This window comes from Paenibacillus sp. FSL W7-1332 (assembly GCF_037969785.1).
GTDB lineage: Bacteria > Bacillota > Bacilli > Paenibacillales > Paenibacillaceae > Paenibacillus_AQ.
In genome coordinates this window covers 2,170,459-2,185,752 of the sequence record NZ_CP150209.1, presented here as the reverse complement: position 1 = coordinate 2,185,752, position 15,294 = coordinate 2,170,459, and the positions used below count along the sequence as shown (strand labels likewise).

The 15,294-nt window shown below is 54.7% G+C and carries 7 protein-coding genes; all 7 read right to left on the bottom strand.

Annotated features, from left to right (window positions below; translation table 11 throughout):
* Window positions 1-4: 4 nt before the first annotated feature.
* On the bottom strand, window positions 5-178 hold the full coding sequence (rpsU, locus tag MKX98_RS09465) for a 30S ribosomal protein S21 (protein WP_005547957.1): 174 nt from the start codon (window positions 176-178) through the stop codon (window positions 5-7).
* 184 nt (window positions 179-362) lie between these two features.
* The gene (locus MKX98_RS09460; protein WP_071222932.1) at window positions 363-722 is read right to left on the bottom strand and encodes a histidine triad nucleotide-binding protein; all 360 of its coding nucleotides are present in this window, start codon (window positions 720-722) and stop codon (window positions 363-365) included.
* A gap of 273 nt (window positions 723-995) precedes the next feature.
* On the bottom strand, window positions 996-4,445 hold the full coding sequence (locus MKX98_RS09455; RefSeq protein WP_339222753.1) for an AAA family ATPase: 3,450 nt from the start codon (window positions 4,443-4,445) through the stop codon (window positions 996-998).
* Window positions 4,446-5,624 (bottom strand): exonuclease SbcCD subunit D, encoded by a 1,179-nt coding sequence (locus MKX98_RS09450; RefSeq protein WP_220686057.1) that lies wholly within the window; start codon window positions 5,622-5,624, stop codon window positions 4,446-4,448.
* 51 nt (window positions 5,625-5,675) lie between these two features.
* Entirely contained in the window at window positions 5,676-9,791 is a 4,116-nt protein-coding gene (gene addA, locus MKX98_RS09445) for a helicase-exonuclease AddAB subunit AddA (RefSeq protein WP_339224380.1), read from the bottom strand.
* A gap of 5 nt (window positions 9,792-9,796) precedes the next feature.
* Window positions 9,797-13,327 (bottom strand): helicase-exonuclease AddAB subunit AddB, encoded by a 3,531-nt coding sequence (gene addB / locus MKX98_RS09440; RefSeq protein ID WP_339222750.1) that lies wholly within the window; start codon window positions 13,325-13,327, stop codon window positions 9,797-9,799.
* Between the two features lie 306 nt (window positions 13,328-13,633).
* Window positions 13,634-15,007, bottom strand: a complete 1,374-nt coding sequence (locus MKX98_RS09435) for a class I SAM-dependent rRNA methyltransferase (RefSeq protein ID WP_339222748.1) — start codon at window positions 15,005-15,007, stop codon at window positions 13,634-13,636.
* Window positions 15,008-15,294: the final 287 nt, after the last annotated feature.

Below are 15,294 nucleotides of genomic sequence, written 5' to 3'. Positions count from 1 at the left end.
CCTCCTAAAACTTTCTCTTACGAGCAGCCTCGGACTTTTTCTTGCGCTTTACGCTTGGCTTTTCATAATGCTTGCGTTTCTTCACTTCAGCCAATACGCCATCTTTAGCAATGGAACGCTTGAAGCGACGAAGTGCAGCATCAATTGTCTCGTTTTTGCGAACTTTAGTTTCAGACACCAGTTTTCCCTCCCTCCGACCAGACCGTCCAAGAGCATTAACACGGTTCATCAAACTTCATTATAGGGCAAACGGAAATAAGGTGTCAACCTTAGGCGTCTATTTTACAATAGTCTCAGGAATTGGAACAACCCCACAGCGACGTTCCGCTGCGAGGCTGATCTATTTCTTCATTGGCCTGATGTTATGTATGCGCGGGCGAAATGCCTGTTAAAGCGCCTAAACGGCGACCGCCCATCAGATGATAGTGCACATGAAACACCGATTGTTCCCCATCAGGTCCGCAGTTGTTAATTAACCGATAACCGCTTTCCGCAATGCCCAGCTTGGCAGCGGCTTCTTTCGCCGCTTTGTGCATCTCGCCAATCAGCAGCAAATCTTCATCCTGAATATCGTTCATGGATGCGATATGCTTCTTGGGAATAATCAGAACATGAACCGGCGCCTCCGGGTTAATGTTTTGAAACACAAGCACCTTATCATTCTCGAGTACTTTCGTGGAAGGAAGCTCCCCTTCTACGATTTTACAAAAAAGACAATCCATCACGGTCACACCTTTCATACGTTTACATGCTTTTATCATATAAGAAATTAGGCAGTGCGTCCAATGAGATGACATTAAGGCATACACAAAAAAAAGAGAAGCACCACTGGAACGCAGCTGTCCAGTAAGGAGGCGCTTCATCACGAGAGCAAGGGAAAAGATTGGAATCTCTCATGATCAAGCGCCTGCCCGGTGCTTCTTATATATGTCGGCTTATCTGTACTATAACAGCGCCATGTAGCTGTTTCCGTGATGTAGATCACATCAACCGTGCTACATTGATTCGATCGCAAGCTGCGATCCGGCTCCCGCTTGCTCCGCCGGCCGTACGACCAGCTTCCGCGGCAGACGCGCCCGAAGCTCGGGCACATGACTGATGATGCCAACGGTCAGCTTATCGGTATGGAGCCGCTCAAGCGCGGTGATGACCGTTTCCAGCAGCTCCGGATCCAGCGTGCCGAACCCTTCGTCGAGGAAAAAGAACTGCAGCGGATATTGCCCGCGCAGCTGAATCTGTGCCGAGAGTGCCAAAGCCAAGGCCAATGAGGTCAGAAATGTCTCGCCGCCCGATAACGTGGATACCGGACGCCGGACGCCGCCGTTGGCATCGTCCCGAATGACGAAGCCTCCACCGGAATCCACCTCAAGCGAATAGCGCTGCTTGGTTAAATAACGAAGACGCTGGGAAGCCGACTGACTCACCTGCATCAGCTGTTCTTCCGCAATATATTCAACAAATGCGTTTCCACGCAAGCAGGACTGCAATTTGGACAAGCGCTCGCTCTCTCGTTGAAGGTTAAGACGCTGCTCTTCCAATTCCATAAACCGGATGTGACGTTTGTTCAGGTCCTCCAAGTCACGCTCGGCTCGGGCTCTCGCCTGAAGGGCCTCCTCATCGGCTGTACGGGCCGCCTGAAGCTCGGCTGTGCACCGTTGCCACTCCTCTTCATGAAAAGGGCTCGCACCAAGCTTCTGCTCGACGTCGCGAAGCCTCAGCGTCCATTCCCGCTGTCCTTCCCGATGGGCTTTCACTAACTGTGCGCATCGTTCACTTTCTTCCGCACTTAGACAGGCTTCCAGGACGGCAAGCTCCGTAGCGAACGGTGAGGCTGCCAGCTGGTTCTCCCAGACACGCTTGGCAGCTTGGTGCTGCTCCTGCGCAGATCTCTCAGCCTGTTCTGCAAGAGCCGCTTCCTTGGCTGCATGCTGAGCCTTTTCTTCTGCCTTCCTGCACTCGCTTCTGGCTTGTTCAGCAGCTTCCTTCAGCAGGGTCATTCTGGACCGGCATTCTCCGAGCAGCTCTTCAGCCGACCGGTCGCCGATCCATGCCCGGAGACGCTCTTCCTTATCCTTCAGTCCATCCGCTTTTCCCTCACGCTGAGCATCCCATTGAATCAGCTGCTTCTCCAGCTCACGAAGCTGCTGCTCCAAGCGAAGGACGGCCTGCTTCTTCTCCTCAATAAATGGAACGCTGCGCTCCAGCCCTTCCTTTATGGACTCGGCTTCCGCATCCTTCTCTTGCATGAGCTGAAAACGGCCGGCTGCCTCCTCCAGAGAGAAGTCCGGCTTAACTTCCTGCCAGGAGGTTAAAATGCCTTCAGCTTCAGCTTCCAGTCCTGCCAGCTGATCCCGAAGTTGGTTCCAAGTCATTTGACCATTCTCAAGCGCAGCGCTCTGTTTCATAAGCTCCTGCTGGCATGTGAAGAGGCTCTGCTGTACCTTGGAGGCTTCCGTACGGCATTGCCCGATGGCTGCAGCCTGGGTTTCGGCTGCTTTTATGAGCCATGCCGTGTCTGAAGCCAGCTTTTCTACATCGTACGGTTGATCAGCGGCTGGTATCGTTGACACTGCTGCCTCCATCCATCCTTGTTGCTCCTGCCCGGCTAGTTTGACGGCAAGCAGTTCGTCATCTGCATACGGCTCAATCTGCGAACGCGTTTGGCTTGCCAGCGCCTCCGCTTCGTTAAGCTGCCCCCGCAGGGTTAATCTGGCCTCCTGGATCTGATGAGTGATCTGTGCCAGCTGATTCAGGGTCTCATCAAGATGATCTTCAGTGTGCCCTGATGAGGCAGCAGGATGAGGATGATGTTCACTTCCGCAAACCGGACAAGGAGCTCCTTCCCGAAGCTCGGCGGCGAGCGAAAGGGACAGCGCATGAAGCTGCTTGTTGCGAAGCGAGTCGCTCATCGCCTGGTTTACCTGAGCTGCCGCGGCCGCCATCCGGTCGGCAAACGACGAGGCTTCGGCTGCATCACGCTGCAAGCTGTCAGCTTGCACGGAGAGCTGTATGTAGTGCCGCTGCAATTCTTGCTCCTGCTTCTGCAGGGCAATAAGGCTTGCTTCTTGCTCCTTCAGCTTGCTCTCCTGCGATTTTAACTCGAGCTCAGCCTTTTGCTTCCGTCTGCCGGCCGACTCAAGGGCTTGGACCTTCTGCATCGCCATATGAAGCGCTTGACGCTCACCAGAGCGGATCTCAAGCCCTTTCAGCTTGGTCTGCAGCTCCTCCTGCCGCTTTTGCCCCCGTTCGAGCAGCACCTGCTCCTTCTGCAGTTGGGCAGTTACTCCATCAAGCTCTTTGCGTGCGTCCACTCGCTGTGCATCCAGCCTAATCAGTTCTTCGCGTAATCCATCACGTTCCCGCTGCAATAAAACAGCCTGCTCCAGCTGCTGCTCCCGAAGCACCAGCTTCGGCTCCTCGGCCCGAAGAGCTGCCTGGGCAGCTTCATCCGCCTTGACGGCTTGCTCGGCCGCGTTCTGAGCGGATGCGGCTTGCGCGGTGAGTCCTTCGGCAATCTGCCTCCGATGATCCCAGACCTTGCCGGATTCGCGCCAAGCTTCCAGCGCAGGAAGAACTGCGGCTGCCGCCCCTGTCAGCTCAAGCCGTCGTTCCAACTGCTTCATCTCTTCCTCATGAAGGGCAAGTTCATCCAGCTTCCCTTGGAGCCGCCGTTTTTCCATATCCAACTCACGGATTTTCCCCATAGCTTCATGGGCTTCGATGGCGGCCTGGAGAAGATTCCGTGATGACGCCGCGTGTTTCTTGGCTTCTTCCAGCACCGTAGTCGCTTCCGCCAGAGCTTCTTTGCCTGCACTGCCCAGCCCTTGCTGTTCAGCTTCGACGGATTTCAGCGAACCCTCTGTATCCTTCACGCGGCGGCTGAGCTTGATCGCAAGCTGGTCTCCGTACCGTTCCAAATGAAACAGCCGCTGAAGCATCTGCCGACGCTCACTCCCCTTCAGGGAGAGGAATTCAGCAAACTTACCTTGAGGAAGAACGACCGCACGGGTGAAATCATCCATTTTAAGTCCGATTTTCTCTTCTACGCAGCGGGTGACTTCGGCCAGTTTATCCGCCATCACCTGGTCCCCATCGGGGGTAACTTGGATAAACCGACTCACCGTATTGCTGATGGAGAGCTCATTGACCCGTTTGAATCGGCGCTCTACCCGGTATCGCTCCAGTCCGGCAGCGGAGGACAACTCAAACGTAAAAGAGACGGACAAGCTGTCCTCCGAATGGTTCATGATGCCCTGGGTTCCGTTAACCGCACGCTCCACCTTTCCGTACATGGCTAAAGTAATAGCATCCAGCAGTGTGGATTTCCCGCTTCCCGTCGGTCCGAAAATACCGAAGAGTCCGGTTTCGCACAACGTCTCAAAATCAATCTCCTGCGGTTCTCGATAACTCTGCAGTCCGGATAATTTCAACAAGATCGGTTTCATCTACGACTTCACCTCCGTCCCGTCAGGCTCCTCTTCCTCTACAAGCTCCAGAAACAAATCGACCAGATGATCCTCGGGCTCCGCCCCGCCGGTTTGCCGCTGGTAGAACTTTCGGAACAGGTCCGGCAGCGGCAGCCGGGAGCGCTCGCTCTCCAGCTCCAGCGCCTCCATCTCCGGGTAAACCGGACGAATGTGAACAATGCCGTCCCTGCTCTTTCGAAGTCGCTGAATGTCGGCAAGCCCCATGGCCTCCGTTAGGGATACCTCCAGATCTATGAATGCTCCAGGATCACGCCCCTCATCCAGCCACCGATACACTTCTTCCAGGCCGCCTTTGGCCTTCCAGCGAACAAGCGGGCGGCCGCTGCTAATAAACAGCTCCTCGATCACGGGGGCTCCTCCTGGCGATACGTCAACCAGGGTCACCGATTTGGCCTGTCCCGCTTCCGAGAAGCTATAGGCCAGCGGTGAACCGCTGTAGCGGATGATCCCCTCCCCTTTTACTGCCTGAGAACGATGCAGGTGGCCAAGGGCCGTGTAGGATGCACCTACAGAAAGTGCCAACGGGTCAACCGTGTACGCTCCACCGACCTGAATCGGTCGCTCGGAATCGCTCTCGACGCCGCCAAGCACATAGATATGGCTCATGGCCAGATTGACCGTCTGCGGAGAAAAATCCCTCGCCATCTTCCTCATCAGTTGTCCGACTCTCTCGCTATAGGCACGGCGGAGCTGATCCTCATCTCCATCGATCGAAAGCAGCTCATTGAGCCTGGCCTCCGACGGATAAGGGAGTGCCGCAATCTTGGCCGTTTCCCCGGTACGTGCCGCTGCAACCGTAACCGCATCGGCAACAGGAGTCCCGATGAGCGTTATGCCTCTGGTTGCAACAAGCGGCGTGACCGATGCAACCCGTTCCGGTTGATCGTGGTTGCCTGCAATGACCACCATGGGGCGCCCCCCCTCCGTAAGCCTGGCGGCCGCATCGTAGAACAACTGCTCTGCTGCCGCAGGCGGATTTACGGAATCATAGACGTCCCCCGCCATGAGGATCAGATCGGCCTGCTCTTCATCTGCCAGCTTAACCAGCTCATCCAGAAAGCGCTCCTGCTCGGCAAGCCTGCTCCGGCCTTCGAGCGTGCGTCCCAGATGCCAGTCTCCGGTATGCAAAATACGCATCGCTAATCTCCTCTCCCGCTTCAAACTTCTATATCAAATCAATAGAATTGACTATAGTTGAACGGCATGTCCCCCATCAAAAAAGTACAGCCATTTTTCATGAATGGGCTCGCCTAAAATATCCTCCAAGGCCTTCGCATATAGATCCAGCTGAAAGCGATACTGCTCGGCCAAGGCCGTAACGCCCCCGCGATGCTCCAGCACCCGGTCTGTTTTATAATCCAGCAGCACAAGCCTTCCGTTATGCCTGAACAGGCAGTCCACAACCCCTTGGATCAGGACGGTTTCGTCCTGAAGGAGCTGCACATCCGGGGCTGCTTCGGCCGCTTGGTCCGAGATTTGGTCCATGAAAGCGAGCCCTTGATAAGCTTCAGCTGCCGGGAGTGCATATGAAAACGGCATCTCGCGCCAGACATCCTCTGCATTCAGCAGCTGCTTCCCTACCTCGCAATCAAAAAGGCAGCTGATCTCCCGAGCTTCCACCGCGGTTGCCTGCTCACCGGTTATGATTTCTTTTTCTACAAGATAGCGGATCGTGTCTTCGATCTCCGGCGTCGGTTCCGCAGCTCCCTCCAGTCGTTGAAGAGGCACATGCTGCATGATCGTATGATACACGGTTCCCCGTTCCGCGGGTGTCAGCTTCGTTGACTCCATAAATTTCGGCCGCCGCAAGTTCAGTGTGAAAGAAGCGTCTCCCCCGATATTTTCCTTGCTCTGACGTTGTACAGCCTGCTCCTGAAGCAGATCCAGGGAGGGGCTGTCCTGTAAGGCAAGCAGTTTCTTCATCTCTGTTACGGACGTTTTGGCAGAAATTTGACTAACCGTTTCATATCGATAACTCCAAGACAAACGCTCATAGATGCCTGCACGTTGACCTTCTCCACCTTTATCTTCCGCTTCGGCTATACCAGCCACCGGAACAATCGGCTCGAGCTTGCGCAGGGCACTCAGCTTATTCATCCGATCGTCGCTATCCGCCCGCGTGTCTTCCTCAATGCCGGTCATGCCCTGCGCCAAGGATTCCGGCGTCTCGATCGAAAATATCCATTGCGATCGATCTTTCCCCAACACGCGTGAGCTTGTCTCCCCGGATAAACCCGCTTTTTCGCGGAGCACACCCGCGGATGGATGGCGAATCACGGCCGGGCCGATCCAATCCAAGTAACTCCGGCCCCGGGCAAGGACGTAATCCGGCAGAAGAAGCTCCGGGTTAAAGTCGGCTTGTGCCCACACAGTTACCTTTTTCGGCAAATCCTTCACCGTGCCGACCAGGATCATTTTCTCTTTAGGCCGGGTAAGGGCAACGTAAAGCACACGCATCTCCTCAGCCAACAGCTCCAGCTGTGACCTGCGCCGGATCGCCAGATTAGGCAGCGTCGGATAGCTAACGCGCATGCCTTCATCCACAAACTTCGGTCCAAAGCCTAGCTCCTTATGCATCAGGAAAGGGGAATTCAAATCCTGCTGGTTGAAATTTTTGGATAATCCCGCTACAAAAACGACCGGGAACTCCAGCCCCTTACTCTTGTGGATGGTCATCAGGCGCACCGCGTTGCCCTGACTTTCCGTACCGCCGGCCGTGCCGAGATCCCCGCCTCGCTCCCGTAGCCGGGAGATAAAGGTCAGGAAGCGGAAGAGCCCTCTGGAGGCTGTATCCTGTTCATACTGCACGGCCCGGTCATACAAAGCAGTCAGATTGCCCTGACGCTGCTTGCCGCCGGGCAGACCGCCGACCCAATCCAAATAGCCCGTTTCACTGTAAATTCGCCAGATCAGATCGCTCAAACTTCCTTGGCGGGCTTCCTGCCGCCAGCGCTGAAGCCGATCCATAAACAATCCGAGCTTTGAGCCAAGCTCCGGGGATATCTCGATATTCTCACCTTCCGCTGATGGCGGAGCATCCGAAAGAAGGCTGCCAACCACAAGCTCATGACCTGCTGCTGCTTCGGCCAAGCCTTCCAGTTCTACGCCTGGGGTCCATTTGCCATCCACTAAGCCCACAGGGCGCGCCGAATCCATGACCGACGGGACGCTGCTTAACGCGACTGCCGCTTGAAGCGCATCGTAATAAGTCCCTTTGGCACACAGGCGCACCTGTGCCATCTCTTCCTCGGATAATCCGAGGATGGGCGAGCGCAATACGGAAGCCAGGGGAATATCCTGCCGAGGATTATCAATCACCTGCAGCAGCGATAAGATGATCTCCACTTCCGTCGCCTGAAAATATCCTTTGTTCTGCTCGCCAAACGCCGGAATTCCTTCCTGACGCAGCTCCTCTATAATTAACGGTGCCCATACCATGGCTGAGCGCAGCAAAATAACCATGTCCCCGTACCCTGCGGGCCGCATCGATTTCAGTCCCTTATCGTACACCATGAGCGGCTTCCCGCTTTCGCCTGTCATCTCACGGATTCTGCGGGCAATGGCGCGAGCCTCCAACTGGGCGGTTTCCATTTCAAGCGCCTCAACCTCAAGATGAGCCCCGTCTTCCTCGGAAGCCGAGTCTTCGGACTGCTCCTCCCCCCCTTTTCCAAGGCGGTCAATCAGGAGCAATTCAGGGATGTAAGGGTTCGTCCCATCCTGAATCTCCTGCTCCGGAAAGGAAGCGCCGCATACAAGCTCAGCCCGGGCATCATAGGCAATCTCGGCTACGGATTCATTCATGATCTGCCGGAACAGCAAATTGACGGCATCCACCACTTCCATCCGGCTGCGGAAATTACGGGCCAAATCAATCCGAATGCCGGCTTGAGCCGTGCTCGCGTCGGAAGAGAACGTCTTATATTTATCGAGAAACAGTCCCGGCTCCGCCAAGCGGAACCGATAAATACTCTGCTTCACGTCTCCGACCATAAACCGGTTGCCCGGCATTTCCCGGGAGATCAATCGTACAATGTCTTCCTGTACGCTATTCGTATCCTGATATTCGTCAAGCAGCACTTCATCAAACTGCTCGCGATATTCCATCGCCGCATCGGAAGGCATCATATGGCCCGGCACGGAATCGGGGTGGCGAAGAATATGGAGGCAATAATGCTCAAGGTCGTTAAAGTCGACCATGCCTTTGGCTGCCTTGGCCTCCCGGTATCGCTCGCCAAAAGCGATAACCGTCTCGGCCAGCTCCATCATCAGCGGCGCTGCCGTGTGAAGTTCCTGTAAAAACTCCGATGCCGGACGGCCAAACAATGCACTTTTCAGCTCGTTAACAATTTTCTTCACGTTATCGCGCAATTCCTTAACCTGTTCCTGGAGCTCCGGCAGCACCTCATCCTTCCGAACGGATTTGAGCTTGCCGAAAGACACCTCGCGGAAAATGCCGTACAACGATTCCCACGGCGAAATATCGATGGCCTCGAGCAGGGAGACGACGAGGCGCAAGTCGTCATCCAGATTGTCCACATACGGCGCAGGACCTCCCGGCTGCATCGCGATTGCTCTGGCTTGTTGCAGCAAGCCAGCTGCTCCATTCAAGGCCAACCGCGCATCCGCCAATATGCTTTGAACCCATGGCGTTTGCCCAAGAGCCTCCGTATCTTGCACCTGGAAGCCGGCAGCCGTTTCCCTAAGCCAATGTGCCGGCCAAGAATGGCTGCGGGAGAAATCGTAGAGACGCTGCACGAGTCGGTACAGCGCGTCATCTGTTCGCTCGCCGCTAAACCAGTCCGCCAATCTTACAAAACGGCTCTCCGAATCGTCCTCGGCCTCGCCGTATTTCTCTTCGAACAGCTCCTCCAGCAAATCCTGCCGCATTAAATCCGCCTCATGTTCATTCAGAATGCGGAATCCCGGATCCAGAGGTATTAACTGATAATATCGCCGAATGACTTCCATGCAAAAGGAGTGCAGCGTTGTAATCGACGCCCTGCCAAGCAAAGCGAGCTGGCGCCGAATATGCTCGTTGTCCGGATCCCGGTCCAGCTCACGGTCAAGCGCTTCCCGGATCCGTCCCCGCATTTCGGCAGCCGCTGCCTTGGTAAACGTAGCCACAAGAAGCCGGTCAACGCTGAACCCCGCGGAATCGTCGAGGATTTTGCGAATGATCCGTTCAACCAGCACGGCGGTCTTCCCTGAACCAGCCGCAGCTGCAACCAACATGTCATCGCCCGAGAGCGCGATGGCTTTCCACTGGTCGTCACTCCACATGCTGCCCTCAGGTTTTGCTATCATCTCTCTCACCGGCTCTCTCCTCCCTTCGGATGTCCAAGCATCTCCCAAACCTGATCTTTACCCGGTTTACCGAGCAGCTGATATTCGCTGCCCTCAATTGCGTCGTCGAACTGGCATACAGGCCGGAAGGAACAGTACGTGCAGGCAGTCTCCTGCTGAATCCGGTACGGCACAATCGCGACATCGCCTCCCGTAATTCTGGAGCCGATATTCAGCATGTTCTCCCGCACGGCGGACAACAAGGTCTTCCACTGGTCAGGCGTTGCCACGGCCGCGCTGCTGTAGAAGCTGCCGTCCGTTTTGACGGCGACGGGCAGAATGGTCGAATGTCCTTTTTCAAGGAACGAGTCCATGAGGGAGACCGCTTCGCGGTCTGCCAGCAGCAGGCCCTTCATTTTGTATCGTTTGAGCAGCTCCTCTGCCGCCTGCTCCGGCGTCATGCCGTTTGCGGATTGCAGGATTGGATCATGAACGTGGAAATACAAGGTTCCCGCAGGCAAGGCCTGTTCGCCGAGCCAGTCCTCCGCAAACGTCAGCAGCACATCCAGATAGGTCAGCATCTGCAAGGATAACCCGTAATAGACCTCATGCAACCGCAGATCCTTCTGGCTGGATTTATAATCAATGACTCGAAGCATGATCCCATGCTCTCCGCGTGCCATGTCAACCCGGTCAATGCGCCCGACAATCTCCATCTTGACCCCGTTCGGCAATTCAAACGTCAGCGGCGGCAGCGGCTTCCCGGGACCGAAATCGAGCTCGAGACCGATCGGCTCAAATTTGCCGCGCCTTGCTTGTTCACCCAAAATTACGGACGCTCTGCCCACGATGTTTTTCAGCTTGCGCGAAATATATCCATATCGCTTGGAGCTCAGTAGAATTTCACCCTGCAGCATGGGTGCAAGCCGATCGACTGTTGCTTCCGCCTCGCGCAGGCATTCCTCCGCGGTCAGGTCTCCCCAGCTTCGATGCTGTGATTGAAACTTCACGGCCATGCTGCTTAAGGCAGCATGAAACAGCTGCCCAATGTCAGGAGCTTGAAGACGGTACAACTGCCGTTCTCTCAGCTTCAAACCATGAGAAGCAAAATGGGAAAAAGGACACGAAACAAAGCGCTCCATCCGGGATACGCTTGTCCGCAGCTTCGTTCCGTACAACTGCCTGCTGGTTTCCTGCTTAAGCGGCCGGGCTTCATTCCGGTAAGACAAGGACGAGAGCATCGAAGAAAGACGTGGCCTTAATTCCGGCTGTTCCGCATACCAGTTGTACACATGCCACCAAAAGTCCGGAATCTCCTCACCATTCCTCCAGTCACGAAGCCGCCCCGTTAAATAAGCAAGCGTCTTATCCGGACGGGCGGCATAATGCTCCTGCTCACTGGCTGATTGCCCGGCATGCGGTCTTGGAAACAATGGTACCTCTTCCATCTGAAACATCAGCTTCAAATGGCGGATGACCTCGGATGGCAGCAACGTCTTGCCTTCATCGTCCGCCGCAGGATAGCTGACCCACAGCTGATTACTGGCCGAAGTCAGAGCATTATAAATCAGGAACCGTTCATCCAGCAGTCTGCGGGATATGCTTGGAGCAAGCTCCAAGCCGCGGTCTTCGAGCTGAACACGCTCCGGTTCTGTCAGGATCCCATCGTCCTGGAACTGGGCTGGGAGAACACCATCATTAATGCCGAGCAGAAAAGCATATTTCACCCCGCCCGTCCGTGTCCGATCCATGCTGCCGATCAGCACTTGATCCAGAGAAGGTGGCACCAGAGCCATTTTCATCTCCGTAAGTCCCGTACCCAGCACGCCCGTGAACAATTCGGTGCTGAGCTTCTCCGTACCCATCATCTCCACAATCTGATCGAGCAGGTCAAGCACTGCCCCCCATACCTGGCGATGCTCCCTGGCTTCCTCAGGACGCCCGGCATCCAGGGCAGCGCGGCTTAACAGCTCGAGCTTCTCAGGAACAGCGGCTTCCTCCAGAAGCCGGTAGACTGCCGTGCTCTGATCCATCGCATTCGTTGCCTTCTTCATCCGCTTCTCAAACGCATGCAGCGGCTCCGTAATCACCTTTCTGGCATACTCAATCGCCTGCATCCCATGCGGATTTCGCACCTCACTCTCTCCGTCTTCTAATGAGAGACTTGGAATTCCCTTCCAAGGGCGTCCATCCGTCCAGCGTGTGCCCTGGATTCCGGAAGCCAGCACATGGTTTTCCAGACGGTCCATGTCCTCACGGGTAAGCGATCCGTCCAGCGGCAGCAGCAGATCCGTCTTCACACAGCGGAATACGTCCTCATAACGCCAGCGGCGTCCGATGATATCCAGCGCAGAGCGAATAAATTCGACCAGCGGATGATGGAGTTCGCTTCGCTTCTGATCCAGAAAATAAGGAACGCCGTGTTCCCTGAACAAAGGACCTATCAGATGCTCATATTCTCCCATATTCCGGACAAACACGGCCATTTCCCGGTATCTTGCTCCTTCTTCTCGAGCGAGACGCACCATTTCGCGTACAGCCCCTTCAATTTCAGCCCGGCGGTGACTGGCAGCATGCAGAAGAAGACCTGCCCTGCTGCCGTCCGGATGGCTCACTGTAACTCCGTCACGGGCAGCTTCCGTCCAACGTTTCTTCCGATCATAACCGCGCTCGAGATGGGCAAGCAGAGGGGACTCTTGAAACCGCGGAAGAACATCGGGTTGCAGAATACGATGCTCCATATCCAACCCCATCTCATCGGCAATGCCTTCAAGCTTTATGTACGTCACCGCGGTAGGATGAAAGAGATCCAGCTCATGCGGAACATTCCCGTTCGTATAAGGCTTGTCCAGTGTCAACGCAATCGTTACGCGGTTGGCATGCGTCATAATTTCCCGGAGCACCCGGTACTCCTGCGGCGTAAAGCCATGGAAGCCATCGATCCAAATGTCCGCGCGCTTGATATACTCTGATTGGGTCACGCCCTCTGCCAATGAGGCCAGCGTATCTTCCTCATCCATGTAGAACCTTGAAATCTCAAGCTCAAAATCGCGAAAAACCGTTACGATGTCCTCCAGCTTGCGCCGAAGCATCGGAGAATTCCCAGAGCCTGACAGCATCTGTCCCAGCTGCTCCTCCACGCAGGCAGCATCAATGCAATAGCGCTTCATTTCTGTATACAGCTCGCTCAGCTTACCGACAAATCCATGCTGCTCTCCCGAAGCACCGAACAATTGAAGCTCTTCTTTGCGCCTCCGCAAAATTTTGTACAGCAGCATGCGCTTGCCTTCTTCGCTGATCGCCACCTTCGCGGCCCCGCCGGTTTCCTGCATGACACGGTAAGCCAGTCGACGGAAACTGAGCACTTGCGCGCGCATCATCCCGCGAATGCCTCCCGCATTAACGAGTGCATGCTCCGCTTCATAGGACCCTTGCTCGGGAACGATCAGTATCATCGGATTCCCCTTGGGATCTTGCTCCAATCGCTCGATCATCTCTTGGCGGATCGACGTGCTCTTGCCGCTGCCCGACCTGCCAATAACAAATTGAATGCTCATGCTATGCCTCCTTTACATCGTCTCCGAAAAGGACTCCTTCACCCTTCAAAACAGCTGCGTTTCCGGTGAAATCATGCCCTTGAATCTATTAGTCAAATGCATCAAAATTCATATAAAATCCCTGTCTTGGTTCGTTCTCTATCAAAAAAGATGCTGATTACTAGTATAGCATAAGTATCGTTTGATGGAACATACGTTTGGATTTCATTCCCATTCCAAATTATTGCGGGCATACAAAAAAAGGACCCTGCCATTGTGGTTCACCCACCATGGCAAGATCCTTCGCTTCTACCGTGCTGCTGCACTTTAAAGTTTCGATTTGCTGCGCACTTCAAACACGGCAAATTTCAAATAATGCCCCTCGTCGACCCCGAGAATTTGCGGATGATCCTTGCCAGCCGCACGCCATTCCACGAGTCTCAGAATTTTTCCGGCGTCTTTTGCCGCATCCTGAATGGTCTCCAGGAACAAATCCGGCCGCATATGGTACGAGCAGCTTGCCGTAACCAAATAACCGCCCTCATTCACCAGTTTCATGCCATGAAGATTGATGTCCTTATATCCGCGGCAAGCCCCTTTAACGGCAGACCTGGTTTTGGCAAAAGCCGGCGGGTCCAGAATAACCACATCCCAGGAACGTCCGCCTCCTGCGGTCAGCGGTTTGGAGGTATCCACTTTCTGATCCCCTTGCGCACGCAACTCGCGTTCCTCCAGCCCTTTCACCTGATTGCGCAAATATTGGAAGGCATCGTCCACTACAAACTCCACGCGCTCCTGGAATCCGTTCAATTCCACATTCTCTTTGGCGCTTTCAATGGCATGCTCCGATATGTCAAGGCAGGTCACTTTCTTGGCGCCATAAAGGCAGGCATGCAGCGTGAAACTTCCCGTATGCGAAAAGCATTCCAGCACCGTGGCTCCATCCCAATAAGGAAAAGTAACTTCCTTTCCGCTTTTGTTCACCGGTAAGGTCTTCTTCTCACCGTCTCGTTCCACCGTCTGGAGCGTGATCCCGCTGCGGCTTCCCCAACCATTCATTAACGGTTTAATGGATGCCCGGTTCTCGCGCTGATCAAAGAAATATCCCGTCTTCTGGCCTTCTTCGATATCCACCTTGATCTTTAGGCCGTTCTCCGTCACCGTGACGTGGCGAGGACATTCCCCGTATAGAATACCCGTGCGCTGCTCCAGCCCTTCCAGTTCCCGGATGGACACGTCGCTTCGTTCATAGATTCCTTTCGGCTGGACCACCTCGACAAGCGCGTTCACGATGTCCTCACGGCAGCGATCCATCCCCAGCGTCAGCAGCTGCATGACCAGTACGTCATCAAAACGGTCCACAATCAGCCCCGGCAGAAAATCCGCCTCGCCATATACCAGCCGGTAGGCGTTCTCATCTCCGATAAACCGTTCCCGGTGTTTCAGGCATTCCTGAAACCTGGCGGCGAAAAAAGCCTTGTCCATCGTCTCAACGGGCTCGTACGAAACGGTGCGTACGGTGATTTGCGATTGCGGGTTGTAATAACCGGAGGCGAGAAAGCGGCCTTGATGGTTTAGTACCGATACGATATCCCCCGGCTTGGGTTCACCTTCAACAGAGGCAATCTCGCTTTTATAAACCCAGGGATGCCCCTGCTCCAGTCTCTTTTTTCGACTGCGCTCCAAAATTACCGATGGCACTGTATTTCACTCCTTAAGTTATCCCTGGCCATTTCCATAGGCATGCATGTCCGCCAAGGGTCATATACGTAATTAAGAAAAAAAGTTTATCGCCTGACTTTCACAGCAGCGGATGCTTCATATCCCCACTTTATTTCACTAAAAATGCGTGTTCAAAAAGGTCGGTTTTCAGCACCGAGAAGGTTGGATGAAGCAAGGGACTGAGGAGCGGAGCGTACGTTTGGTACGTGAGCACCAGAAGGCCCGGCTGAATTCAAAATTCGATGCTGAGTGACTTCCTGATTTAC

Excerpts from the sequence above, each read along its gene's own strand:
- addB (WP_339222750.1), bottom strand. The coding sequence starts at position 13,327 with ATGAGCATTCAATTTGTTATTGGCAGGTCGGGCAGCGGCAAGAGCACG.
- MKX98_RS09450 (WP_220686057.1), bottom strand. The coding sequence starts at position 5,624 with ATGCGTATTTTGCATACCGGAGACTGGCATCTGGGACGCACGCTCGAA.
- MKX98_RS09455 (WP_339222753.1), bottom strand. The coding sequence starts at position 4,445 with ATGAAACCGATCTTGTTGAAATTATCCGGACTGCAGAGTTATCGAGAA.
- MKX98_RS09460 (WP_071222932.1), bottom strand. The coding sequence starts at position 722 with ATGGATTGTCTTTTTTGTAAAATCGTAGAAGGGGAGCTTCCTTCCACG.
- addA (WP_339224380.1), bottom strand. The coding sequence starts at position 9,791 with ATGATAGCAAAACCTGAGGGCAGCATGTGGAGTGACGACCAGTGGAAA.